Origin of the sequence: Clostridium algidicarnis DSM 15099, from assembly GCF_002934235.1 — a bacterium.
Classification (GTDB): domain Bacteria; phylum Bacillota; class Clostridia; order Clostridiales; family Clostridiaceae; genus Clostridium_L; species Clostridium_L algidicarnis.
Map to the genome: position 1 here is coordinate 64,358 of NZ_PTIS01000006.1, position 24,698 is coordinate 89,055.

At 30.4% G+C, this 24,698-nt stretch carries 24 protein-coding genes; 22 read left to right on the forward strand and 2 right to left on the reverse strand.

Translation table 11 applies throughout. The features are described 5' to 3' along the window. Positions 1 to 30: 30 nt before the first annotated feature. The 8 genes from BD821_RS05990 (at position 31) to cwlD (ending at position 7,179) form a co-directional block, all read left to right on the forward strand. On the forward strand, positions 31 to 876 hold the full coding sequence (locus BD821_RS05990; RefSeq protein ID WP_029451380.1) for an energy-coupling factor transporter ATPase: 846 nt from the start codon (positions 31 to 33) through the stop codon (positions 874 to 876). Then, positions 861 to 1,730, forward strand: a complete 870-nt coding sequence (locus BD821_RS05995; protein ID WP_104409710.1) for an energy-coupling factor transporter ATPase — start codon at positions 861 to 863, stop codon at positions 1,728 to 1,730. The genes BD821_RS05990 and BD821_RS05995 overlap by 16 nt, the downstream gene beginning before the upstream one ends. A gap of 12 nt (positions 1,731 to 1,742) precedes the next feature. Continuing rightward, positions 1,743 to 2,543: an energy-coupling factor transporter transmembrane component T family protein gene (locus BD821_RS06000; RefSeq protein ID WP_029451378.1), complete on the forward strand. Its 801-nt coding sequence runs from the start codon at positions 1,743 to 1,745 to the stop codon at positions 2,541 to 2,543. Between the two features lie 12 nt (positions 2,544 to 2,555). Continuing rightward, positions 2,556 to 3,290 (forward strand): tRNA pseudouridine(38-40) synthase TruA, encoded by a 735-nt coding sequence (gene truA, locus BD821_RS06005; RefSeq protein WP_104409711.1) that lies wholly within the window; start codon positions 2,556 to 2,558, stop codon positions 3,288 to 3,290. A gap of 158 nt (positions 3,291 to 3,448) precedes the next feature. After that, entirely contained in the window at positions 3,449 to 3,883 is a 435-nt protein-coding gene (rplM, locus tag BD821_RS06010; RefSeq protein WP_029451374.1) for a 50S ribosomal protein L13, read from the forward strand. Between the two features lie 26 nt (positions 3,884 to 3,909). After that, the gene (gene rpsI, locus BD821_RS06015; protein WP_029451373.1) at positions 3,910 to 4,302 is read left to right on the forward strand and encodes a 30S ribosomal protein S9; all 393 of its coding nucleotides are present in this window, start codon (positions 3,910 to 3,912) and stop codon (positions 4,300 to 4,302) included. A gap of 410 nt (positions 4,303 to 4,712) precedes the next feature. After that, complete coding sequence (locus BD821_RS06020) at positions 4,713 to 6,320, forward strand: Na/Pi cotransporter family protein (protein ID WP_423236757.1); 1,608 nt, start codon at positions 4,713 to 4,715, stop codon at positions 6,318 to 6,320. A gap of 205 nt (positions 6,321 to 6,525) precedes the next feature. Next, positions 6,526 to 7,179: an N-acetylmuramoyl-L-alanine amidase CwlD gene (cwlD, locus tag BD821_RS06025; protein WP_104409752.1), complete on the forward strand. Its 654-nt coding sequence runs from the start codon at positions 6,526 to 6,528 to the stop codon at positions 7,177 to 7,179. A gap of 204 nt (positions 7,180 to 7,383) precedes the next feature. Here cwlD and BD821_RS06030 read toward each other — a convergent pair whose 3' ends face one another. Next, the gene (locus tag BD821_RS06030; protein WP_104409713.1) at positions 7,384 to 8,163 is read right to left on the reverse strand and encodes a DUF3048 C-terminal domain-containing protein; all 780 of its coding nucleotides are present in this window, start codon (positions 8,161 to 8,163) and stop codon (positions 7,384 to 7,386) included. A 350-nt stretch (positions 8,164 to 8,513) separates the two neighbouring features. Between BD821_RS06030 and BD821_RS06035 the strand changes: the two genes are divergently transcribed. The 14 genes from BD821_RS06035 (at position 8,514) to BD821_RS06100 (ending at position 22,287) form a co-directional block, all read left to right on the forward strand. Then, positions 8,514 to 9,473 (forward strand): GntR family transcriptional regulator, encoded by a 960-nt coding sequence (locus BD821_RS06035; RefSeq protein WP_319001041.1) that lies wholly within the window; start codon positions 8,514 to 8,516, stop codon positions 9,471 to 9,473. 111 nt (positions 9,474 to 9,584) lie between these two features. After that, on the forward strand, positions 9,585 to 10,004 hold the full coding sequence (gene glmS / locus BD821_RS06040; RefSeq protein ID WP_029451367.1) for a methylaspartate mutase subunit S: 420 nt from the start codon (positions 9,585 to 9,587) through the stop codon (positions 10,002 to 10,004). Positions 10,005 to 10,026: 22 nt separating this feature from the next. Beyond that, positions 10,027 to 11,526, forward strand: a complete 1,500-nt coding sequence (glmL, locus tag BD821_RS06045) for a methylaspartate mutase accessory protein GlmL (RefSeq protein ID WP_104409714.1) — start codon at positions 10,027 to 10,029, stop codon at positions 11,524 to 11,526. A 47-nt stretch (positions 11,527 to 11,573) separates the two neighbouring features. Beyond that, a complete protein-coding gene (locus BD821_RS06050; protein WP_104409715.1) occupies positions 11,574 to 13,031 on the forward strand; it encodes a methylaspartate mutase subunit E in 1,458 nt (485 codons plus the stop codon). A gap of 103 nt (positions 13,032 to 13,134) precedes the next feature. Beyond that, entirely contained in the window at positions 13,135 to 14,379 is a 1,245-nt protein-coding gene (locus BD821_RS06055; protein ID WP_029451364.1) for a methylaspartate ammonia-lyase, read from the forward strand. 264 nt (positions 14,380 to 14,643) lie between these two features. Continuing rightward, complete coding sequence (locus BD821_RS06060; protein ID WP_104409716.1) at positions 14,644 to 15,486, forward strand: fumarate hydratase; 843 nt, start codon at positions 14,644 to 14,646, stop codon at positions 15,484 to 15,486. Between the two features lie 12 nt (positions 15,487 to 15,498). Next, complete coding sequence (locus BD821_RS06065; RefSeq protein WP_029451362.1) at positions 15,499 to 16,056, forward strand: Fe-S-containing hydro-lyase; 558 nt, start codon at positions 15,499 to 15,501, stop codon at positions 16,054 to 16,056. Positions 16,057 to 16,231: 175 nt separating this feature from the next. Then, positions 16,232 to 16,501 (forward strand): citrate lyase acyl carrier protein, encoded by a 270-nt coding sequence (gene citD, locus BD821_RS06070; protein WP_104409717.1) that lies wholly within the window; start codon positions 16,232 to 16,234, stop codon positions 16,499 to 16,501. Between the two features lie 41 nt (positions 16,502 to 16,542). Then, complete coding sequence (locus BD821_RS06075; RefSeq protein ID WP_104409718.1) at positions 16,543 to 17,415, forward strand: HpcH/HpaI aldolase/citrate lyase family protein; 873 nt, start codon at positions 16,543 to 16,545, stop codon at positions 17,413 to 17,415. A 41-nt stretch (positions 17,416 to 17,456) separates the two neighbouring features. Further along, positions 17,457 to 18,998, forward strand: a complete 1,542-nt coding sequence (gene citF, locus BD821_RS06080; protein WP_104409719.1) for a citrate lyase subunit alpha — start codon at positions 17,457 to 17,459, stop codon at positions 18,996 to 18,998. Positions 18,999 to 19,169: 171 nt separating this feature from the next. Beyond that, on the forward strand, positions 19,170 to 20,195 hold the full coding sequence (citC, locus tag BD821_RS06085; RefSeq protein ID WP_104409720.1) for a [citrate (pro-3S)-lyase] ligase: 1,026 nt from the start codon (positions 19,170 to 19,172) through the stop codon (positions 20,193 to 20,195). A gap of 20 nt (positions 20,196 to 20,215) precedes the next feature. After that, positions 20,216 to 20,734: a citrate lyase holo-[acyl-carrier protein] synthase gene (gene citX / locus BD821_RS06090; RefSeq protein WP_029451355.1), complete on the forward strand. Its 519-nt coding sequence runs from the start codon at positions 20,216 to 20,218 to the stop codon at positions 20,732 to 20,734. After that, positions 20,724 to 21,620 (forward strand): triphosphoribosyl-dephospho-CoA synthase CitG, encoded by an 897-nt coding sequence (gene citG / locus BD821_RS06095; protein WP_104409721.1) that lies wholly within the window; start codon positions 20,724 to 20,726, stop codon positions 21,618 to 21,620. Before citX ends, citG begins: the two co-directional genes overlap by 11 nt. Beyond that, positions 21,613 to 22,287, forward strand: coding sequence for a tetratricopeptide repeat protein (locus tag BD821_RS06100; RefSeq protein ID WP_242971466.1), 675 nt, complete (start codon positions 21,613 to 21,615; stop codon positions 22,285 to 22,287). Before citG ends, BD821_RS06100 begins: the two co-directional genes overlap by 8 nt. A gap of 224 nt (positions 22,288 to 22,511) precedes the next feature. Here BD821_RS06100 and BD821_RS06105 read toward each other — a convergent pair whose 3' ends face one another. Further along, complete coding sequence (locus BD821_RS06105; protein WP_104409723.1) at positions 22,512 to 24,500, reverse strand: sigma 54-interacting transcriptional regulator; 1,989 nt, start codon at positions 24,498 to 24,500, stop codon at positions 22,512 to 22,514. Between the last annotated feature and the right edge of the window lie 198 nt (positions 24,501 to 24,698).

A 24,698-nucleotide genomic window follows, 5' to 3' on the forward strand; every position in this document is an offset into this window, starting at 1 on the left:
ATGCACATTTTTATTTTGGAGGACTATTAAATGAAAAATACTATGATTAAATGCGAAAACCTTACATACAAATATATTAATTCAGAAGATAATTCAGAGAAGTATGCTGTTAATGGTGTTAACCTAGAGGTTGAAAAGGGAGAGTTTTTAGTAGTATTAGGACATAATGGTTCGGGAAAATCTACCCTTGCAAAACATTTAAATGCACTATTAATACCATCAGAAGGCAAAGTTTATGTTGATAACATGGATACATCTGATGAGAATAATACATGGAATATTAGAAGCAAAGCAGGTATGGTTTTTCAAAATCCTGATAATCAAATAGTTGCAACAATTGTGGAAGAAGATGTGGCCTTTGGCCCAGAAAATCTTGGAGTAGAACCTAGTGAGATAAGAAAAAGAGTAGAAGAAAGTTTAAAAACAGTAGGTATGTACGAGTATAGGAAACATGCACCACATCTCTTGTCAGGTGGTCAAAAACAAAGAGTAGCTATAGCGGGCATACTAGCAATGATGCCTAAATGCATAGTATTTGATGAACCTACAGCTATGCTAGACCCTTCAGGGAGAAAAGAAGTAATAAACACTATAAAGAAACTTAATAAAGAGTTTGGAATAACTATAATACTTATTACCCACTATATGGAAGAAGCGGTAGAAGCAGATCGTATAGCTGTTATGGATGAAGGAAAGATAATAATAGAGGGTACACCAAGAGATGTTTTCAAAAATGTAGAATTAATGAAAAAGATAGGACTAGATGTTCCACAGGTTACTGAACTTGCCTATGAATTAAAAAAGAGTGGAATTGATATTAATACAGAAATATTAACTATAGATGAGATGGTGAATAAATTATGTCAATTAAGATAGAAAATTTAACCCATATTTATATGAAAAATACGCCTTTTGAAAAGAAGGCATTAGATGATATAAATTTAGAGATAAATGATGGTGAATTTGTTGCCCTTATTGGGCATACAGGATCAGGGAAATCAACACTTATTCAACACCTAAATGGTTTATTAAAACCAACCAGTGGAAAGATAATAATTGATGGGCAAGATATACTTAAAAGAGGAGTAAAGCTTAGTGATGTAAGAAAAAAGGTAGGCTTAGTATTTCAATATCCTGAATATCAATTGTTTGAAGAAACCATAGAAAAGGACATAGCTTTTGGACCTAAAAATTTAGGCCTAAAAGATGAAGAAATACTTAAGAGGGTTAAAAAGGCCATGGAAATGGTAGGAATAGATTACGAAGAATATAAAGATAAATCACCATTTGATTTAAGTGGAGGTCAAAAGAGACGTGTAGCAATTGCAGGGGTGGTAGCTATGGAGCCTAAGACACTTATATTAGATGAGCCCACAGCAGGACTTGATCCAAAAGGAAGAGATGATATATTGTCTCAAATTAAAACCTTACACAAGGATTATAATATGACTATAATATTAGTTTCACATAGCATGGAAGATGTTGCCAAGGTAGCAGATAGAATTATAGTAATGAATAAGGCAACCTGCATTTTAGATGGAAAGCCAAAAGAAATATTTCAAAATATCGATAGGTTAGAAGAGGTTGGACTTGCAGCTCCACAAATTACTTATTTAGTTAGAGAATTAAGAGCTAAAGGCTTTGAGATAGAAAAAGATATATTTACAGTTGATCAAGCTAAAAAAGCGGTTTTAAAATATTTAGATAATACCAAAAAAGCTAGCTTATAGGGGGAAGAACTTATGATAAAAGATATTACAATAGGACAATATGTACCGGGGGAATCTTTTGTTCATAAATTAGACCCCAGGACTAAAATATTAATATCATTATTATTTATAATCCAATTGTTTCTAATCAAAAGTTTTAGTGGATACATATTTGTAGTGGCATTTATATTAGCTACGGTTTCAGTTGCAAAACTATCACCCACATATTTATACAAAGGTCTAAAACCTGTTTTTATACTTATAGTTGTGACAGCTATTTTAAATTTATTTATGGTAGAGGGTACTGAACTTGTATTTCAATGGAAATTTATAAAGATATATAAAGAAGGACTAAGTACAGCAGGCTTTATGGTACTAAGATTAATATTTTTGATAATTGGAACATCGTTACTTACATTAACAACATCACCTATTGAACTTACAGATGGAATTGAAAGGCTTTTAAGCCCTTTTAAAAAGATAGGTTTACCTGCTCATGAACTAGCAATGATGATGACTATAGCATTAAGATTTATACCTACACTAATGGATGAAACTGATAAAATAATGAAGGCTCAGATGGCTAGGGGTGCTGATTTTGATAGTGGAAATATAATAAACAAAGCAAAAGGATTAATTCCATTACTTGTGCCACTATTTATAAGTTCATTTAGAAGAGCAGATGAGCTTGCTATGGCTATGGAGTCAAGATGTTATAGGGGGGGAGAAGGTAGAACTAGAATGAAACAACTTAAAATGCAAGGTATTGATTTGGTTGCTGCTATAATATATTTTTCTTTAGCAACATTATCCATAGCAATATATTATATATAGTTGGATATTATAATGAAAAATATAAAATTAATAGTAGAGTACGATGGAACAAATTATAGTGGGTGGCAAAGGCAAAACAATGCTATGACTATTCAACAAAAAATTGAAGAGGCTATATTTAAATCAACTGGTGAAAGCTTAGATGTAATAGGATGTAGTAGAACAGATGCTGGAGTACATGCAAAAGCTTTTGTACTAAACTTTCATACTAAATCCACAATACCATCAGATAAAATTAAGAATGTTATAAATCTAAATTTACCAGAAGACATAATTATATTAAGTTCAGAAGAGGTAGAAAAAGAATTCCATGCTAGATATAGTTGTGTAGCAAAGACGTACTCCTACACTATATTTAATAGGGAAAGCGTTCCAGCATTATATAGAAATTATGTATATCATGTAAGGAAACCCCTAAATGTGGATATAATGATAGAAGCCAGTAAATATTTTCTAGGGAAACAAGACTTTTCTGCATTTAAAAATATGGGAAGCTCCGTTAAAACTAGCACTAGAACTATTAAAGATATAGAAATATATAAACAAAATGATTATATAAAGATCTATATAACCGCAGATGGATTTTTATATAATATGGTTAAAATAATAGTAGGTACTTTAGTTCAAGTGGGAAAAGGTAAAATGCCACCAAAGCAGATAAGAGATATAATAGAATCAAAGGATAGATCTAAAGCGGGGAAAGCAGTTTTATCATCAGGGCTTTGTTTAGAAAAAGTATTTTATTAATTTAATAAAATACATTGACACACCAGGAAGATTGTATTACAATGATAATGTTTGAAAAAACTATATTTGCTAAGTGTATAAGATCCACGAAGGTTGGATCTTCACATAGAAATAGAAGAACGAAAAAGTTTATATAAGAAGTTCAGGGAGGGAAAAAGATGAAATCATACATAGCTAAAACAGGAGAAGTTGATAGAAAATGGTATGTAGTTGATGCAGCAGGAAAACCATTGGGTAGAGTTGCCAGCCAAGTAGCATCTATATTAAGAGGAAAACACAAACCAATATTCACACCAAATGTTGATACAGGTGATTATGTAATAGTAATCAATGCTGAAAAGGTAGTTTTAACTGGAAAGAAATTAGATCAAAAGATGTTGAGACATCACTCATTTTATCCAGGTGGATTAAAAGAAACACCTTACAGAGAGGTATTAAAAAAGAAGCCAGAATATGCATTTGAAGAGGCTGTAAGAAGAATGCTTCCAACAGGAGTACTTGGAAGACAAACATTAAGAAAACTTAAAGTATACAGAGGTTCTGAGCATGATCAACAAGCACAGAAGCCAGAAGTTTTAGAACTTAAATACTAATAGGACGCGAGAGGAGGAAATTTTAAATGGCTAAAGTTCAATATATGGCAACTGGTAGAAGAAAGAAAGCTGTAGCAAGAGTAAGACTTATACCAGGTGAAGGAAAAGTAACTATAAATAACAGAGACATAGAAGAATTTTTTGGATTAGAAACTTTAAGGGTTATAGCTAACCAACCATTGGTTTTAACTGAAACTAAAGGTAAATTTGATGTTTTAGTAAATGTACACGGTGGGGGATATACAGGTCAAGCCGGAGCTATAAGACACGGTATTACAAGAGCATTAGTTAAAGCTGATGAAAATTTAAGACCTGAACTTAAGAAGGCAGGATTCTTAACAAGAGACCCAAGAATGAAAGAAAGAAAGAAATACGGTCTTAAGAAAGCTAGAAGATCACCACAATTTTCAAAGAGATAGTATTTATAAAATCACGAAACCCGCAAACATTAATGTTTGGGGGTTTTATTTTTTTAGTCCTAAGTTATTTAAGTTTACAGGACTTACATCATATTAAGACTTAAACCTTTTTAATGGCTAACCTTATTACTTGCTGATATAAAGCTTTTTAAAAGAATTAGTTATGACTATCTGAGCTTTATTAAGTAAATATTTATAAATACTTGATAAAATAGTGGAATATAGTCAAAACTAATAATGTATAATTAAAAGGATGTTATTTTATTAAACAGATAACTGAATTACAAAAAATGTATGCTTATATTAAGATTAGGTTAAAAGTTATGAGATTCTCTTAACATACATAAAAATATACTGTATTATTTCTAAGATAAAAGTAATTTATAATGGGGGAATATGGTTTGAATACAATGGCAATTATAATTGGATTAATAGGTGGTCTAGGTTTATTTTTGTATGGTATGAAACTTATGGGAGATGGATTAGAAAACGCAGCTGGTGAAGGGCTAAAAAGTATATTAGAAAAAGCTACTTCTAATAAGTTTATGGGTGTACTAGTAGGTGCAGTAGTAACAGCTGTAGTTCAAAGTAGTAGTGCTACTACAGTAATGGTAGTAGGATTTGTTAATGCTGGACTTATGAACTTATCCCAAGCAGTAGGAGTTATAATGGGAGCTAATATAGGTACTACTGTAACTGCACAGTTAGTAGCATTTAAGTTAGATACAATAGCCCCGATATTTGTAGGTATAGGTGTAGCCATAGTAATGTTTTCGAAGTCTACAAAAAGAAGAGAGTTTGGTAACATAATATTAGGATTCGGAATATTATTTATGGGTATGGGAATAATGGGAGATGCAATGAAACCAATCGCACAGTCTCAGCAGTTTAAAGATTTAATTATTGCCATAGGCGATAATTGGGCAATTGGTATTGTAGCAGGATTAGCTATGACAGCTGTAGTGCAAAGCTCTTCGGCGACAACAGGTATACTTATAGCTTTAGCAGGTACAGGTAGTATTGATATGTCTATAGCCATTCCTGTAATCTTAGGATGTAATATAGGTACTTGTGTTACAGCACTATTAGCCAGTATAGGAACTTCTAAAACAGCCAGAAAAGCCGCTATTATACATTTGTGTTTTAATGTTATAGGTACATTAATATTCATTCCACTAAGAGGACCTTTAGCACAACTAGTTCAATACATTAGTCCACTAAACACACAAAGACAAATAGCAAATGCGCATGCAGTTTTTAATATAACAAATACTATAATATTACTTCCTTTGAGTAAATATTTAATACTTATAGCAAACAAGGTTATAAAAGGAGAAGATGAAATAGAAAGGGTTGGAGCTAAATTTATAGATGACAGGCTTTTAGAAACACCAGTAATAGCACTAGGCCAAGTTATAAAAGAAGTTTTAAGAATGGCAAATAAGGCTAAGGAAAATGTTGAAATTGCTATCAAAGCCTTTGAAAGTAATGATGAAAAACTAGTCGAAAAAGTTTATAAAAATGAAAAAGTAATAAATATTTTAGAACAAGAAATAACTACATATTTAGTGAAACTTTCAAAAACTGAAGTTTCAGATAAGCAAAAAGGAATTATTGCGTCTACCTTTCATGTTGTAAATGATATAGAACGTATAGGGGATCATGCAGAAAATATTGCAGATTTAACAAGCGAAAAGATAATAAAGAAATTAGAATATACGGATGAAGCATTAGAAGAGCTTAAACAGATGTATGATTATACTATCCATTCATTACAACTTGCAATAGAGAGTTATGAAAATAATGATCCAAACAAAGTTGAAGAATTATTAAATGTGGAAAAAAGAATAGATACATTAGAAAGAGAATTTAGATCATCTCATATAAGAAGATTAAATGAGGGTACATGTACAGCAACTGCTGGAGCTGTATATTTAGATATAATTAGTAATCTTGAAAGAATAGGCGATCATTCTACAAACATAGGTGAAAATATAAATTCAAGTATACTTAGATAATATATAGGTATAAAATCAGTTGCTTTTTATTTAAAAGACAGCTGATTTTTTTTTATTTAAAAGATAGTTGATTTTTAATTAAAATATATTATTATGGGAACAATATATAGGATGATGTATTTAATAATAATTTTAAAATAGATGGAGGTGAATATCTTTGAAATATATAAAATTAAAAAGTATTTACAAATTAACTTTTAGGTTAATGTTTATTCTTACATTAATTTTAGCTATAACACCTTTTACCTACAAAACAGAAGCTCTAGAAAACAAAAATAAAATTATACTTATAGATCCAGGTCATGGAGGAATAGATGGTGGAGCTGTGTCAAAAAGTGGAACTTTAGAAAAAGACATTAATTTAAGCATAAGTAAGATGTTAAAAGAAAGTTTAGAAAAGGAAGGATACCAGGTTTACATTACAAGAGAGGAAGATAAAGGATTATATGAGGATAAAGGTACAGTAAGAGAGAAAAAGAATCAAGATCTTAATAATAGATGCGTAATGAAGGATAAGACAAAATGCGATATGTTCCTAAGCATACATTTAAATATGTTCCCTCAAATAAAGTATTCAGGTGCACAGGTATGGTATTCAGATTACAAAGAAAGTAAAGATTTTGCAAAGATACTTCAAGATACATTAAAAGAAGAATTAAATCCTAATAACAATAGAAATGAAAAAGCTGCAGGAGATACTTACAAAATATTAAGAGATGGGTATAAAGCGCCCTGTGTAATAATTGAATGTGGATTTTTATCAAATATAGAAGAAGAGGCTAAGCTTAAAACATCAGAATATCAAGAGAGTATTGCTAAAGCTATAACAAAAGCTGTAAATAAGTATTATAACAATTAAAAATAGAGTTAAAATTTTAAGGGGTAAAATAGAATTAAACACTTAAGCTATAAAATATAGTTAAAGATTCAAGTTATAAAATGTAGTTTTAAATTTAATAATTTAAAATTTAAATATATATAAATAAAGGTTCATTCTTAATATTTTAAGAATGAACCTTATATCCATGTCTTTAATATTTTTAGTATTATAGAATATGTTAAATTATTTATAAATTAAAGAATTACTTTTATCTATAATCACCCACCAAGTATTACCTCTAACTATAGAAAGTGGTACCTCATTAGAATCATATATAGAAGTTTTATTATTATCTTTAACCCATTTCATATTTAATGCTTTTCCACTTGAAAATAACATTCCATGGCCTGAATCATTTTTGCTAGAACTTTGAAAGGATATGGGATCATCTACAAATTGAACTACCACATTGGTGGCTTTTATGATTTCTTTATCTAAGCTATCTACATGAGGAAGACTTCCTAAAAAGTGTTCATATACCCCATCTTTATATATAAAATTAGAAGTATAAAGATTATTAAGGTTTATAAATAAATATTTAGCATTTATTAAATTAGAGTCAACTTCAACCGCATTTTTAAAATTAAAACTTGGAATTGAATCTAATTTGCTGGTGCGAATTGATGATATTGGGTAATTATTATTGGGTATGTTGCTATAAAATATAGCATTATAATTAAGTTTTTGATTTTCATCTATAAACTCATAAATAATGTCAGCTTTACCTAGACCACAAATCGAATCATTTTCATAAATATCAGTATAATTAACTGAAATGGGTAGTGTATCCTCATTATAAACATTAGTAATTATTTGACCAGTTATTGGAGATACATTTATACTATTATTAGGAACATATTTCTTTTTATAATTAATATATGTATATATATTAAATAAAATGATGATTATTAAGACGGCAATTAAAATTTTTATAATATAATCAAATAATTTATCTGCATTCATTTAACTCTCCTACATAAAGTGAACTTACTTATATTATTAAAATATATTATTAAAACTTATAAAGTATGTTAAATAATTTTCAGTATTTAAATTAATAATAATAAGTGGTTAAATAATGGATAAACTTAAAATCAAGTGTTTATTTTATTAATAGAAGATTTATGAAGGCATATATTATTAATATAATAATATTAAGAAAGCTTTAATAAAAGATACATATTATAAAGGTTACTAAAGTATTAAATAAGTTATGAAAACGTATTGATTGGACTCGTGCATTGTGATATTATTTAATCGGTGGTTCAATCCATTAGTCCAATAGATCTTGGAGGCGAATTAAAATAAACATAGTGATAACTAAAAAAAGTGGCATTCCACTGTATTTGCAAGTAAAAAAGCAAATAATGTATCATATTAGAAGTGGCTCTCTCAAGGTTGGAACAAAGATGCCAACAGAAAGAGAATTATCGGAAAATCTAAAGGTAAGTAGAAATACAATAAGTACTGCCTATAAAGAATTAGAAAAGGAAGGCGTTTTAAAATCTTATCAAGGGAAAGGAACATTTGTAGCAGAAGAAGCCAAGCCTTGGAAGGAACAAAACGTTAGAGATAAAATAGTTAGATTTGTAGATATAGGAATAGAAGAAGCTTTAGAAGCTGGCATGAATATTGACGAGTTTTTGGAAATAGTAAGTACAAGAGTTAAAGAAAAATCAGATTTTATGAAAGAACTTAAAGGTATTTATGTAGAATGCAATACAGAGCAATCTAGAATGTTTAGTAAAGAATTAAGTGAAGCTATGAATATGAATGTTGTACCATTAACTATAGGAGAACTTAAAAAGATGGATGAAGAAACATTAACATTATTAAAAGAGGCTCAAGTGGTTATATCAACATTTAATCATGTTAATGAAGTAAATAAGCTTATAGAAGGATTTCACAAGGAAATATTTGGAGTGGCCATTAACGCAGATTTAGAGACCATCGTAAAAATAGCAAGGTATAAAGAAGGAACAAAGTTCGGGTTTTTGTGTATATCTGAAGAATTTATGTTTAAGATAAAAGGCGCTTTAGAAAGCGCGGGACTCGGAGGTATAAATATAAAATACACAAATACACATAATTTAGAAGAAATAAAAGAGCTTATAGAGGAATCAGAAGTAATAATTGTTTCACCAGGAAGATTTAAAGAAACAAAAAGATTAAATAATGATGATAAAGATATAATTAAATTCATATATAATTTAGACGAAGGATCTGTAAAAGCATTAAGGTCTAAAATACTAGAAATAAATTATAAAAGTTAATAGTTGTAAATTATTTCATAAATATTAATAATAAAAAGATTTAACTTACAATTAAAATAAAAATAAAAAGAAATCATTTAATTTCATTATTATTTTTAGGAGGCTTATAAAATGGAAGAAAAAAGATTAGTTCTTGGAGTAATCGGTTCAGACTGTCATGCAGTAGGAAATAAGATTTTAGACTATGCTTTGTCTGAAGCTGGTTTTAAGGTCGAAAACATAGGGGTATTATCACCACAAGAAGATTTTATAAATGCAGCTGTAGAAACAAATGCTGACGTTATAGTAGTATCTTCTCTCTATGGACATGGTGAGATGGATTGTAGAGGAATGAGAGAAAAATGCGAAGAGTCTGGACTTAAAAATATAATCTTATATGTAGGTGGAAATATAGTAGTTGGAAAACAAAATTGGCCAGAGGTTGAAAAAAGATTCAAAGATATGGGATTTAACAGGGTATTTCCTCCAGGAACATCTGTAGATACTACAATAAAGTGCTTGAGAGAAGACTTAAACTTAGAAGAAAACTAAAAAATAAATGGATGTGATGTTAATGGATGCATATTTATTAATAGACTTTGGGAGCACATATACAAAGCTTACAGCCATAGATATTAAAAATGAAGAGATATTGGCTACATCTAAGGATATAACTACAATAGAAGATGATATAATGATAGGCTTTAATAAGGCCTATGATAAATTATTAAAAGATTTACAAGGTAAAGAAGTTAATTTTGTAAGAAGACTTGCTTGCTCATCAGCAGCAGGTGGGCTAAAGATGATAGCTATAGGGCTTGTGCCGGAACTTACAGCTGAAGCTGCTAAAAGGGCAGCATTAGGTGCAGGAGCAAGGGTATTAAAAACTTATAGCTATGAACTCACAAATATAGAGATGAAAGAAATTAAAAAATCTGACATTGACATTATTCTACTTGCAGGAGGCACGGATGGTGGAAACAAAGAATGTATAATACATAACGCTAAAATGATTGTAAAACATGGAATTAATATTCCGGTTGTAGTAGCTGGGAATAAAGGTGCTAACGATGATATAAGTGAATTATTTGATGAGGCTAAAACACCTTATTTTATTACTGAAAATGTTATGCCTAAATTAAATTCATTAAATGTAGAACCAGCAAGAGAAGAGATAAGAAAGATATTCATGAATAGAATAGTAGATGCAAAGGGCCTTTCTAATGCAGAAGAGTATGTAAATGGAATACTTATGCCAACCCCTGCTGCTGTACTTAAAGCGGCAAGGGTATTAAGCGAGGGCAGTGATAAAGAAGAGGGAATAGGGGAAATTGTTGTTATAGATATTGGTGGTGCAACTACAGATGTACACTCTATAGCAGATGGTGAACCAACAAAAGCCGGAGTTACACTTAGAGGACTTGAAGAACCCTTTGCAAAAAGAACTGTTGAGGGTGATCTTGGCATGAGGTACTCTGCATTATCCTTATGGGAGGCAGCAGGAACTAGAAAAATCAAAAAAAGTCTTAAAAATAAGGATTTGGATGTAGAAGAAAACTGTAGACTAAGATCTAAAGATATAATGATGATACCTAAAACTGAAGATGAGGTAGATTTTGATGAGTCCATGGCGCGTATAGCAACAGAGCTTGCCATGGAAAGACACTGTGGATATGTAGAACCAGTTTACTCACCTTTAGGGGTTGTATACACTCAATATGGAAAAGATCTTATGGAAGTGAAATATATGATAGGAACAGGTGGAGTTTTAGTTCACAGTAAAGATCCAGGCAATATATTACAAGCAGGGACATTTTCTAAAGAAAATTTAAATTCCTTAAGACCTCAAAGATCAAAGTTATTATTAGATAAAACTTATATACTTTCATCTATGGGATTACTTGCAGAAGAATTGCCAGATTTAGCTGTAAGAATAATGAAAAAGTATTTAGTAGAAATAGATTATAAAAAAGATGAAGAAAATGATTATATTGATGAAAAAAAGATAGAATTATTTAAACAACAGTTTAAGGATGCACAAAGCTTTGATAACCACTGTAACGGTGAATTTTAGTTAAATTTTTATTGTAGGTATAAATTTAAGAAGGGCAGGTACAAAAAGTGGGATTAAAAAATAAAAAGTGGACAGAGGAAGAGTTTTTTAAAGAAAGAGAACAGGTTTTAAATCAATGGCCAACCGGCAAAGAAGTAGATCTTCAAGAGGCAGTAGATTTTTTGAAAAAGGTTCCAGATCATAAAAGCTTTCCTAAAAAGCTTATGAAAGCTAAAGAAGAGGGAGTAACATTAGCACAACCAAGAGCAGGTGTTGCACTTATAGATGCTCATATAAAACTTTTAACTTATCTTCAAGATGAAGGTGGGGCTGACTTACTACCTTCAACAATAGATAGTTATACAAGACAAAATAGATATGATGAATGTGAAATTGGAATAAAAGAAAGTAAGCTTGCAAATAGATCACTATTAAATGGATTTCCAGGAGTAAATCATGGTGTTCATGGTTGTAGGGAAGTTTTTGAAGCAATTAACCTACCTATAGAATCAAGACATGGTACTCCAGATGGCAGGCTCCTTGCTGAGATTACTCATGCATCTGGTTGGACTTCTAATGAAGGTGGAGGAATATCTTATAATATACCTTATGCAAAAAGTGTAAGTATAGAAAGAACTTTATTAGATTGGCAATATTGCGATAGGCTTGCAGGATTTTATGAAGAACAAGGCATATCCATTAACAGAGAACCCTTTGGACCACTTACAGGAACTTTGGTACCACCAAGTACTTCTAATGCAGTAGCTATAGTTGAAGCTTTACTTGCAGCAGAACAAGGCGTTAAAAATATAACTGTGGGATATGGACAGTGTGGAAATCTTATTCAAGATGTAGCAGCTATAAGAGCTTTAGAAGAACAAACTGATGAATATTTAAAGCGTAATGGATATAATGATGTATATATAACTACAGTTTTTCATCAATGGATGGGCGGATTCCCAGCAGATGAATCTAAAGCTTTTGGAGTAATATCTACAGGAGCTGCAGCAGCCGCTCTTGCAGGAGCTACAAAGGTAATAGTTAAAACTCCTCATGAAGCTATAGGAGTTCCAACTAAAGAAGCTAATGCAGCGGGCATAAAGGCTACAAAGGTAACTCTTAATTTACTAAGAGGACAAAAGATGCCTATGTCAAAAGAGTTACAAACTGAAATTAATATAATAAAAGCAGAGACTAAATGTATGGTAGATAAATTGTTTGAACTAGGTAATGGCGATCTTGCAATAGGTACTGTAAAAGGATTCCAGGCAGGAATTGTAGATATACCTTTTGCACCTAGTAAATATAATAATGGTAAAATGATGCCAGCTAGAGATAATAACGGAGCTGTAAGGTATCTTAAATTTGGAAATGTTCCTTTCACTCAGGATATTATGAACTTTAATATGAAGAAGTTAGAAGAAAGAGCCAAATATGAGAATAGAGAAATTGGATTCCAAATGACCATAGATGATATATTTGCAGTAGGCAAAGGAGTTCTAATAGGTAGACCAGACAAAAAATAGAGATAGTTTATCCAAAATAAAAGGATGAATATAAAGTATTAATGTAAAGACAAATAAAAAATATCTTTTTAAAAGATAAAAATAATTGAAAAGAGGGCGTAAAATGAAAATTGTTGATGTTGTTTGCTCAGCTGGAAGAACAGGATTTTATTTTGATGACCAAAGAGCTATAAAAAATGGAGTAGAACATGATGGATTTACTTATATAGGAGAACCTGTTACAGAAGGTTTTGACGCTATAAGACAAGCAGGTGAGTCTATATCAGTTATGTTTATATTAGAAGACGGACAGGTGGCTCATGGAGATTGTGCAGCAGTACAATATTCGGGTGCAGGTGGAAGAGATCCTTTATTTTTAGCAGAAGAATTCATACCTTTAATAGAAAAAGAAATTGCACCAAAATTAATAGGTAGGGATTTAAATAGTTTTAAAGACTTAGCAGAAGAATTTGATAAGATGAATGTTAATGGTAAAAGACTACATACAGCAATAAGATATGGAGTAACTCAAGCTATATTAGATGCAGTAGCAAAATCTAAAAAGATCACTATGGCTGAGGTAGTTAAAGAAGAATACAATACAGGAGTTAATATAAAAAGAATTCCTATATTTACTCAATCAGGAGACGATAGATATACAAATGCTGATAAAATGATAATCAAAGGTGCAGATGTTTTGCCACATGCTCTTTTCAATAATGTAAAAGAAAAGCTTGGAGAAAGTGGAGAAAAACTTATTGCATATGTTGAATGGTTAAGAGATAGAGTTTTAAAGGTAAGAAGCTCAGAAGATTATAACCCAATATTTCATATAGATGTTTATGGAACTATAGGTGTAGCTTTTAACAATGATATGGGAAAAATGGTTGAGTACTTTAAAGTATTAGAAGAAACCGCAAAACCATTCCATTTAAGAATAGAAGGACCTATGGATGTAGATGATAGAATAAAGCAAATGGAAGCTCTTAGAGATTTAAGAATTGAGCTTGATAAGAAAAATATTAATGTAGAAATAGTTGCAGATGAATGGTGTAATACTTATGATGATGTAGTTTTATTTGCTGATAACAACTCAGGACATATGCTTCAAATAAAGACTCCAGATCTTGGAGGAGTTAATAACATAATAGAAGCTATATTATACTGCAAGAAAAAAGGAATTGGGGCTTATTCAGGAGGAACTTGTAACGAAACTAATAGATCCTCCGAGGTTTGCACTAACATTGCTATGGCTTGTGGAGCAGACCAATGCTTAGCTAAACCAGGAATGGGTGTAGATGAAGGATATATGATAGTAAACAATGAGATGAATAGAGTAGTTGCCCTTGTTAATAGAAGAAATAAATAAGTGATTTAAATTTCACATAAGGCAGTTTAATTATTAAACTGCCTTTATCCAATTAATGATAAATTATAGAGCCTTTAATACTTGTAATAACTTATTATATATTAAAAACGTTAATACTATATAAAATTCAATGTATTTTCAATATTTAAGGCTAATAAAAGGGTATAATATAGGCAGAAGATAGATTTAAAAAAATATATATAAAAATCAGTTGTTACAAGTAAGGTTTAAACTTGTACAAGGATATTTAAAGGAGTGTTTAATATGAAAGAAATTCATGTGTCAGATATAACTAATGCAGTAAGAAATCTATGTATAGATTCTAACTATTATTTATCAGAGGATGTTAGAAATAGATTAAAAGAAGCCTATGAAAAAGAAACCTGGGCTATTGCAAAAGATATTTTAGATAAAATATTAATAAATGCAGACATAGCTAAAAATCAAAGAATGCCTATGTGTCAAGATACAGGAATGACTTGTGTGTTTGTAGATATGGGTCAAGATGTTCATGTAGTTGGAGGAAACTTAGAAGAGGCTATTAATGAAGGTATAAGGCAAGGGTATGCAGAAGGGTACTTAAGAAAATCTGTGGTTAGCGATCCGCTAAATAGAGTAAATACAAAGGATAATACTCCAGGAATCTTATATTATAATATAGTTCCAGGAGATAAACTTAAGATAACTGTGGCTCCTAAAGGATTTGGGTCAGAAAACATGAGTCAATTAAAGATGCTAAGGCCTGCAGATGGAGTACAAGGAGTTAAAGACTTCGTAATAAAGGTTGTTAAAGAGGCAGGTCCTAATCCATGTCCACCTATAATAGTAGGTGTAGGTATAGGTGGTACTTTTGATAAGTCAGCTAATTTGGCTAAGAAGGCATTAATTAGACTTACATCAGAAAGAAATCCAAATCCTTATTATGCAGATTTAGAAAAAGAATTAATGGAGAGTATAAATGCATTAGGTATAGGACCACAAGGTTTTGGAGGAAGAAGCACAGCTTTAGCTGTAAATATTGAAACTTATGCAACTCATATAGCAGGGCTTCCGGTAGCTGTTAATATAAATTGCCATGCTACAAGACATGCTGAAATAGAATTATAGGAGGAAATAAGTATGGAAAAGAAGATAACAACCCCACTTACAAAAGAAAAGGTTAAAGGTCTTAAGGCTGGAGATAGTGTGCTTATAAGTGGAACTATCTATACAGCTAGAGATGCTGCTCATAAAAGATTAGTAGATCTTTTAGATGAAGGAAAAGAACTTCCATTAGATTTAAAAGACGCAATAATATACTATGTAGGACCAAGTCCTGCAAAGCCAGGAATGGCGCTAGGATCAGCAGGGCCTACTACTAGTTATAGAATGGATCCTTATGCACCAAGACTTTTAGATAAAGGTCTTAAAGGGATGATAGGTAAAGGACTTAGAAGTAAAGACGTAGTAGACTCATTAATAAAAAACAATGCAGTTTACTTTGCAGCTATAGGTGGAGCAGCTGCCCTAATAGGAAAATCTGTAGAAGAAGCTGAAATGGTTGCCTACGAAGATTTAGGAGCAGAGGCTATAAGAAAGCTCACAGTGAAGGATCTACCTGTAGTGGTAGTTATAGATAGCGAAGGTAATAACCTATATAAGATAGGACAACAAGCTTATTTAGATAGTTTAAAGTAACTTTAAGGTAGATATTATATTTAATTATAAAAAAATATTATCTTACTATTAGAACACCTTACCCATAGCTAGACGAATTTATTAATATCTTTTAGTTATGGGTAAATAAAACAAACAAAGAGGTTAAAATAAGTATTTAAATTAATGAACCTTTTTTATAAGAGGAGTGATTTTTATGAAAATTTCTAAGGTGGCAAAGGCAGGAACTTTAGAATCTAATGATGTATTTATAATGGTATCCCCAAATGAAGCGGATACTGTAGATATTAAGTTAGAAAGTATAGTAATGAAGCAATTTGGAGACCAAATATTAAAAGTTATAGAGGAAACATTACAAGATTTAAAGATTGAATCTGTAAGCTTAAAGGCACAGGACAAAGGTGCATTAGATTATACCATAAAGGCAAGAGTAGAAACTGCAATAAAAAGAGCTATGGAAAAGTAGTAAAATAATTATAAGAAACAATATTGTGAGGTGTATTTCAAATGAAAAAATTAAGAAGAACTATGCTTTTTATGCCTGGAAATAATCCAGGGATGCTTCAAAATGCAGCTATACTAGGTGCTGATTCTATAATTTTAGACTTAGAAGATGCAGTAAGCATAACAGAAAAAGATAGTGCTAGAGTATTGGTTAGAGAAGCTATAAAAAATGTGGATTACTCCTCTGTAGAGGTGGTAGTTAGAATTAATCCACTAGATACAGAGTTTGGCCATTTAGATTTAGACGTTATAGCAAGAACTAAGCCTGACAGCATAATGGTACCAAAGGCTGATGAAAATGAAATAAGAGAAGCTCATGAAATATTGAATAAAATAGAAGAAGAAGAAGGGTTTAAAAAAGGGTCTATAAAGATAATACCACTTATAGAAACAGCTTTTGGACTTGAAACTGTATATAATGTAATAAATGCTTCAAAGAGAGTAGTTGCTATTTTATTAGGTGGAGAAGACTTGACCTCTGATTTAGGTATAAAGAGAACAAAAGATGGGGAAGAAATATTTTATGCGAGAAATAGGGTAGCTACAGTATGTAGAGCCTTTAAAATAGATTCTATAGATACTCCTTTTACAGACACTAATGACTTTGAAGGATTAGAAAAAGATACATTAAAAGCAAAAGGTCTTGGACTTACTGGAAAGTCTGCAATAAACCCAAGACAAATAGACAGTATACATAGTGTTTTTGCACCTACAAAAGAAGAGGTAAATCACGCATTAAGAGTGCTAAAGGCTATGGAACAAGCTGAAAGAGAAGGAAAAGGTGTATTTTCTTTAGATGGAAAGATGATAGATGCACCTATAATAAATAGAGCAACAACAACTGTAGAACTAGCTAAATTATTAAATCTTATATAATTTAAAAGTAATAAAACAATCAAAAAAGGTGGGATAGACTTATGAATAACTATATAGAAAGAGATATTCCAGAATATATAGAAGGTTATGGAAGTGTGGTTCCATTTAATGGAGCATATCAAAATTCAATAGTAAAAAGAAAGACCTCAGTTAAAGAAAGTTCTGTAGGACCAGAGGATAAAAAGATTTTAGAGTCTATAGATGAAGCTTTAGACAAGGTAGATATAAAAGATGGTATGACAATATCCTTTCATCATCATTTAAGAAATGGTGATAAGGTATTTAATATGGTTTTAGAGAAAATAGCTGAAAGAGGAGTAAAAGATTTAACTGTGGCTGCAAGTGCTATATTTCCAGTACATGCACCCTTAGTAGAATATATAAAAAAAGGCATAGTAACAAACATAATAGCAAGTTACATATCAGGACCTGTGGCTAAGTGCATTTCAGAAGGTGGTTTAAAAAATCCAGCTATAATGCAAACACATGGAGGTAGGGGAAGAGCTATTGAAAGTGGTGATGTAAAAATAGATGTGGCATTTATTGCAGCACCAACATCTGATGATTATGGAAATATAAATGGACTAAATGGGAAATCTGCTTGTGGAGCTTTAGGTTACGCTATAGCAGATGCAGAGTATGCAGATAAGGTTATAGCTATTACAGATACTATAGTTCCTTATCCAAACTGTCCTATTGAAATAAGTCAAATCTATGTAGATTATGTTGTAGTTGTAGATTCTATAGGTGATCCTGAAGGCATAGTTTCAGGAACAACAAAGATAACTAAAGATCCTGTGGGACTTAAAATAGCTAAAATGGCTGCAGGGGTTATGGAAGCTTCCGGATTAATTAAGGATGGAATGTCCTTTCAAACAGGCGCTGGGGGTATATCACTTGCTGTAGCACAGGAATTAAAAGATATAATGATAAGAGATAATATAAAAGGCAGCTTTGCTTCAGGTGGAATAACAGGATATATTGTAGATATGTTCAAAGAAGGGTTATTTCAATACTTATTTGATGTGCAATGTTTTGATTTAAAGGCAGTGGAGTCTTATTCTACAAGCCATAAACATCAAAGAATGTCAGCATCTATGTATGGGAATCCTCATAATAAAGGAGCTGTAGTAAATAAGCTAGATATTGTTATTTTAGGAGCTACAGAAATAGACACAAATTTCAATGTAAATGTTACAACAGCATCAGATGGAACTATAATGGGAGGATCAGGAGGACACAGCGATACAGCAGCAGGAGCTAAACTTACAATAATAGTTTCTAATCTTATGAAGGCAAGACTACCTTTAATTAGAGATAAGATTACAACAGTTAATACTCCAGGAGAAACCATAGATGTTTTAGTAACAGAAAGAGGTATTGCAATAAACCCAAGAAGGCAGGATTTAATAGAAAAATTAAAAGGAACAAATCTTCCTATAATGACTATAGAAAAGCTAAAAAATATATGTGAAGAGTTAACAGGAAAACCAAAAGATATAGAATTAAAAGAAGATATAGTAGCAGTAGTTGAATACAGAGATGGAACTGTGATAGATGTTATTAGAAAAACGAAAGAATAGATAGAAAAATAAGTTTTAGATGGAGTTTAAGTCTCCTTCTAAAACTAAAATAGTTATATTACTTAAACTAAAAAAGTCTAAATGATTAAATAAACTGTTATATTTATTCATCTGCTTTTTTGAAATATATAGCTAAAATTAAATTATTAAAAATAGGAATAGGTGATTCAAATGGATGGATTGCAAATAGAAATTATTGATATTAACAATGAAGAAGAAAGAAATGAAGTTAAAAGATTTTTAAATACCTTTAACTTAAATTACGAAAAAGATATAGATTATACAGTAGTTTTAAGGGAAAAAGGTGATATAGTAGCTACAGCATCTAAGGGTAAAAATATCTTAAAAGGTTTTGCTATAAATCATAAGTTACAAGGTGAAGGAATTACTGCAATGCTCGTAAACTCACTTTTAGATAGGTTATTTTATGAAGAAATATATCATAGCTTTATATTTACAAAACCTGAAAATATAGATATATTCTCATCTTTAGGATTTAAGCTTTTATATAAAGCACAAAAGGCAGCCTTGCTTGAAAGTGGTATATATGATATTCATGATCATATTAAAAAGCTTATTAAAAAGCATAATATAGATATTACTAAATCAAGATCTGCTTTGGTTATGAATTGCAATCCTTTCACCAAAGGTCACCGATACTTAATTGAAAAGGCTTCAAAGGTTTCAAACGAGGTTTTGGTATTTGTAGTAGAAGAGGATAAGTCAGTTTTTCCATTTGAAAGCCGATATAATATGGTTAAAGATGGAACTTTTGATTTGAATAATGTTAAGGTTATTAGGGGCGGGGAGTATATTATATCTTTGGCTACATTTCCTACATATTTCTTAAAAAAAGAGGATGATATATTAAAAACATATACAGATATAGATGCAGGTATATTTGCAAAGTATTTTTGTAAAGAATTAAATATAGATAGAAGATTTGTAGGCGAAGAGCCCTATTGTAACGTAACAAGTGCCTATAATGATTCCTTACTTAAACAATTAGAAAAGTTTAATATTGATTTAACTGTAATACCTAGAATGTCTATAGATGGTGAAGCAATAAGTGCCTCTAAAGTTAGAACATTAATAAAGAATGGGGATATTAATAAGTTAGAAGCCCTTCTTCCAAGTGTGACTTTAGAGTTTTTACAAACTGAAATTGGAAAGGAGATAGCAGGAGATATAACATAAGTTAAGTCTTCGAAAAAAATATGAATTACACTAAAGAGGATATTTTAGTAGAGAGGGAAAAAAGGGTAAGTTTCCAAGAAGAACTTTTGGATAGATTTGATAAAACATTAGTCTTTATAAGGGTAAACTATCCAGGGATAATGAAAGATAATAGTACATCACAAGGAATAATAATGGTTATGGACAAACTTTTAGATGCTATGTTTGGCAGTGTAAATGTATTTAAGCTTATCACAATAACAGCAGAGGGACCTAATATTACTATGATTTTAGATAAAGAATCTTTAGAGGTTAAAAAGATGTGTGTTGAAATTGAAGACAATCATCCTTTAGGTAGATGTGTTGATATAGATGTATATTCTAGTGATGATAAAAAGAGTATATCTCGAAAAATATTAGGTAAAGCTCCAAGACGATGTTTTATATGTGATGAAAATGCTATGATTTGTGTAAGATCAGAAAACCATGAATTTAAAGATGTAGTAGATTACATAGAGAAAAGTTATAAATGGTTCAAGGGGGCTGTAAATGAAGGGTAAAGATGAAATAGGGCTCATATCCTTTAGTATAGGAGAGCTTGCAGTGCAAGCAATGTTATATGAGGTTTTAACCTACCCTAAACCAGGGCTTGTATCCCCAATTAATTCAGGGTCACATAGTGATATGGATTATTATAAATTCATAGATAGTACAACTGCACTTATAAGGTTCATGTTACTTTTTTCTAAGGAAGGTTATTCTAATAAAAGCCATGAAGAAATATTTAAAAATATAAGGGACATAGGCATAGAGGCAGAAAAGGAAATGTTTTTAAAAACTTCAGGAATAAATACTCATAAGGGTATGTTATTTGTTATGGGTATAACTGTAGCTGCAGTATCCAAAACTCTTTATGAAAATCAAGATTTTAAATCAATTCAAGGTAATATTAAAGCTATGACAAAAGGAATTACAAAGAAAGATTTTAAAGATATTAACTTAAAAAAGGATCTATCTCATGGTGAAAAATTATATTTAAAATATGGAATAAAGGGAGTTCGCAAGGAAGTTGAAAAAGGCCTTCCATTAGTTTTTAATTATTCACTTCCCTTTTATGAAGAAAATAAGTTATTAGTACATAAAGATAGAATAGTAAATACACTTATTGGAATAATGCAATATTGTGATGATACAACTATACTATATAGACATTCAATAGATACACTAAATGAAGTAAAGGAAAGATCAAGGTATATATTAGATCTTGGAGGAATGTGCAAAGAAGAAGGAATAAAAGAAATAATGTCGCTAGAAGAAGACTTTATTAAAAGGAAAATTAGTCCTGGTGGAAGTGCAGACATTTTAGCCGTTACAATATTTTTAGAAGAAATAAAAAAGAAATTTTTTATCAATGAATTAGAAGGGGTAAAAAATGCATATGAATAAAGATGTAAAAATAAAGATTAGGCTATTTACAGTATTAACTTTTTTAGCTGTGTTTGTAATATCTTATACAAGGTATGAAGAAGGGATTAAGTTAGAGAAAATAGAAGAAAAGCAAGAGATTATTTTAAAAGAAAAGAAAGATGAAAATGCTAAAATTATTGCAACTAATGAGAAAAATAAAGAATTAGATAGCAAAAACGAAGAAGCCTTGGCTAAGTTTTATGATGGAAAATATGATGAAGCCATACAAAAGTGTGATGAAGTTATAGATTTAGATGAAAATAATTATAAAGCCTATAATATAAAAGGTATAGCTACAGGCTACAAAGGTAATTTTGAAAAAGGCTTAGAGTATATAGATAAATCTTTAGAGATAAATCCAGAGTTTGGTTACTCAAGATTTAATAAAGCTTTAATTTATGAACTATTTGGAAAGTATGAGGAATCTCTAAAATTATATGATGAGGCCTTAGAGATTGAAGACTATGTATGGAGCTATTATGGAAAGGCTAGTATATATGGTAGGTATGGAGACTTAGAAAACACTTTAAGATCTATGGAAAAGGCAATAGAATTAGATCCTAAAGTAAAAGAGGCAGCAAAGGAAGAAACAGATTTTAATAATGTTAGAAAGTACAAAGAATTTAATGATTTAATTAACTTTTAAAATTTCAAAGTACTGAGCCTATACTTAAAGTATTCTTTAAGTATAGGCTCAGTACTTATAATTTAAAGTAATAAGTTACGTCATCATAATTTAAAGTGCTTTTAAAGTATAAGTTAAGTCCTTTTAATTTAAAATACTCTTTAAGTATGAGTTAAGTCACTTTAAGTAACATAAAATAATCTTTTAAACATAGCTTATAATTCATTAAAAGTTTAAATTAACAATTAATCCACAGAAATATCATATTTTTTGCACTTTAAAGATACAGTTCTGTGGGTAAGTCCTAGCGCTTTTCCTGCCTTATTAAAACTTTTATATTTTTTCATAGCAAGTTTTATTATTTCTTTTTCATATTCCTGAAAGTTTAAGATTTCCCCATTTGGAGTATTAATTAAAGCCGTTTCTTTTTCCATGTCTTTTTGAATATATATAGGGAAGTCTTCTTGTGTAATTATAACTCCTTCGCAAAGGTTTATAGCTCTTTCAATTATATTTTCAAGTTCGCGAATATTGCCAGGCCAGTGATACTCTTGAAGCAAAGAAAGACCCTTTTTATTTACTTCAAGAACATTTTTATCTAATTTCTTGTTGAGTTTTATGATAAAATGCTCAACTAAAGGTTCTATATCTTCTTTTCTTTCCCTAAGGGGAGGTAAGGTAATAGGAATAACATTAAGTCTATAAAATAAATCCTCTCTAAAGGTTTTATCTTTTATCATAGAAGATAGATCCTTATTAGTTGCAGCTATAACTCTAACATCAATTTTTTGTGGTGAAGTACCACCAAGGCTTTCGATTTCCATTTCTTGAAGAACTCTTAACAGTTTTGCTTGCATAGATAATAACATATCTCCTATTTCATCTAAAAATATAGTGCCCCCATCTGCAATAGCAAACTTACCAGGTTTATTTTTAATGGCACCTGTGAAGGCTCCTTTTTCATAACCAAAAAGTTCGCTTTCTAATAAATTTTCAGGAATGGCAGCACAGTTAACTTTAACAAAGGGTTTATTCTTTCTTTTGCTATTATTATGTATTGCTTTAGCTATAAGTTCTTTTCCTGTGCCACTTTCACCAGTAATAAGTACAGTAGAAGTGCCCTGGGAAGCTTTTTCACAAACATCTAAAACCTTTGTGAAGTTTCTATTATATCCTATTATGTCGTCAAATGTAGATTTTAAGCTAGTATGACGTGTTAGTTCCTCTTTATAATAGTCTAATTCTTTTTGAGACTGTTTAAGCTTATTCATTAAATCTTTTATATCTTCTACCCTTTTAGAGGTAGAGATGATGCCTTTAAATTCACCATCAATAAATATAGGTTCTACTGTAGATATTAAATTAATGCCTTCCTTTTTGTATATTATATCTTCTATCTTTTCTTTTGAAGTAAGTACTTTCATCCTAATACCTTTAGGTGAGATATCCTTAATGTTTTTACCCAAAATAGAATTACTATTTAAGTTATAATTTTTAGCGTAAGATGGATTTACATAGCTTATATAACCATCTGCATCTACAAAACAAATCATATCATGAGAAGAGGCTAAAATCTTTTTAAACTTTTCATTAACTTCTTTCATGCTAGCAATTTCTGAAATGTCTTGAAAGACACCTATAGCACCAATAACCTTATTGTTAGAGAATATAGGACTTCTATTAACCATGGTTATATGATTATTTATATGCTGGATTTTACCTAAATGTTTAATCTTTGATATAATGAGATTAGGAAGATCGGAGTTTGGAATTATATCTTTTACATCTTTACCTAAGACATCTTTGGAAGTTTTATCTATAATCTTTAAGGCATAGTCATTTATAGTTGTTATATTTGAATTTATATCTATTACTATTATACCTATTGGTATGTTCTCTATTATTTGTTCATTAGCTATATTAGTTTCTTCTAAAATTGCGTCTATGGCCTTCATATGTGGTGAAGTTCCTGGAAGTATATTAGTTATGAAAGCACTAAGTTCATCCACAGCCTTTTTATTTTCAGAAGAAATAGTTATAGTTTCACCTTCTCTAATTTTTAAAGACAAAAGAGCAAGCATGCTTATAGCAATTGGATCCTTTGCATAGTTAGTGCTTATATAAATTTTGCTTAAATGTTTTAAAATAAGCTCATCACATTTATTTATTAGCATAGCAGCCACTCTAGTATGAAGACCGTTATGAATTTTTATAACAATATCTTTTGAAAACATCTTTAACCTCCTAAAATAGTATTAATATAAATAAGCATTGATAAAAAGTATCAACAAATTTAACAAAACTGATACTTTTTATCAACACTATCATACTACACAGATAAATATAAATCTATATAAATAGAAGTATCTTACAAAAACAAAGATGTAAAGGTTTTAAAATCCATAAATATAAAAATATATTATGTATACATG

What these genes read in the sequence shown, in the direction of transcription:
- BD821_RS05990 (WP_029451380.1), top strand. Translation starts at nt 31, where the DNA reads ATGAAAAATACTATGATTAAATGCGAAAACCTTACATACAAATATATT.
- BD821_RS05995 (WP_104409710.1), top strand. Translation starts at nt 861, where the DNA reads ATGTCAATTAAGATAGAAAATTTAACCCATATTTATATGAAAAATACG.
- BD821_RS06000 (WP_029451378.1), top strand. Translation starts at nt 1,743, where the DNA reads ATGATAAAAGATATTACAATAGGACAATATGTACCGGGGGAATCTTTT.
- truA (WP_104409711.1), top strand. Translation starts at nt 2,556, where the DNA reads ATGAAAAATATAAAATTAATAGTAGAGTACGATGGAACAAATTATAGT.
- rplM (WP_029451374.1), top strand. Translation starts at nt 3,449, where the DNA reads ATGAAATCATACATAGCTAAAACAGGAGAAGTTGATAGAAAATGGTAT.
- rpsI (WP_029451373.1), top strand. Translation starts at nt 3,910, where the DNA reads ATGGCTAAAGTTCAATATATGGCAACTGGTAGAAGAAAGAAAGCTGTA.
- BD821_RS06020 (WP_423236757.1), top strand. Translation starts at nt 4,713, where the DNA reads ATGGCAATTATAATTGGATTAATAGGTGGTCTAGGTTTATTTTTGTAT.
- cwlD (WP_104409752.1), top strand. Translation starts at nt 6,526, where the DNA reads ATGTTTATTCTTACATTAATTTTAGCTATAACACCTTTTACCTACAAA.
- BD821_RS06030 (WP_104409713.1), bottom strand. Translation starts at nt 8,163, where the DNA reads ATGAATGCAGATAAATTATTTGATTATATTATAAAAATTTTAATTGCC.
- glmS (WP_029451367.1), top strand. Translation starts at nt 9,585, where the DNA reads ATGGAAGAAAAAAGATTAGTTCTTGGAGTAATCGGTTCAGACTGTCAT.
- glmL (WP_104409714.1), top strand. Translation starts at nt 10,027, where the DNA reads ATGGATGCATATTTATTAATAGACTTTGGGAGCACATATACAAAGCTT.
- BD821_RS06055 (WP_029451364.1), top strand. Translation starts at nt 13,135, where the DNA reads ATGAAAATTGTTGATGTTGTTTGCTCAGCTGGAAGAACAGGATTTTAT.
- BD821_RS06060 (WP_104409716.1), top strand. Translation starts at nt 14,644, where the DNA reads ATGAAAGAAATTCATGTGTCAGATATAACTAATGCAGTAAGAAATCTA.
- BD821_RS06065 (WP_029451362.1), top strand. Translation starts at nt 15,499, where the DNA reads ATGGAAAAGAAGATAACAACCCCACTTACAAAAGAAAAGGTTAAAGGT.
- citD (WP_104409717.1), top strand. Translation starts at nt 16,232, where the DNA reads ATGAAAATTTCTAAGGTGGCAAAGGCAGGAACTTTAGAATCTAATGAT.
- BD821_RS06075 (WP_104409718.1), top strand. Translation starts at nt 16,543, where the DNA reads ATGAAAAAATTAAGAAGAACTATGCTTTTTATGCCTGGAAATAATCCA.
- citF (WP_104409719.1), top strand. Translation starts at nt 17,457, where the DNA reads ATGAATAACTATATAGAAAGAGATATTCCAGAATATATAGAAGGTTAT.
- citC (WP_104409720.1), top strand. Translation starts at nt 19,170, where the DNA reads ATGGATGGATTGCAAATAGAAATTATTGATATTAACAATGAAGAAGAA.
- citX (WP_029451355.1), top strand. Translation starts at nt 20,216, where the DNA reads ATGAATTACACTAAAGAGGATATTTTAGTAGAGAGGGAAAAAAGGGTA.
- citG (WP_104409721.1), top strand. Translation starts at nt 20,724, where the DNA reads ATGAAGGGTAAAGATGAAATAGGGCTCATATCCTTTAGTATAGGAGAG.
- BD821_RS06100 (WP_242971466.1), top strand. Translation starts at nt 21,613, where the DNA reads ATGAATAAAGATGTAAAAATAAAGATTAGGCTATTTACAGTATTAACT.
- BD821_RS06105 (WP_104409723.1), bottom strand. Translation starts at nt 24,500, where the DNA reads ATGTTTTCAAAAGATATTGTTATAAAAATTCATAACGGTCTTCATACT.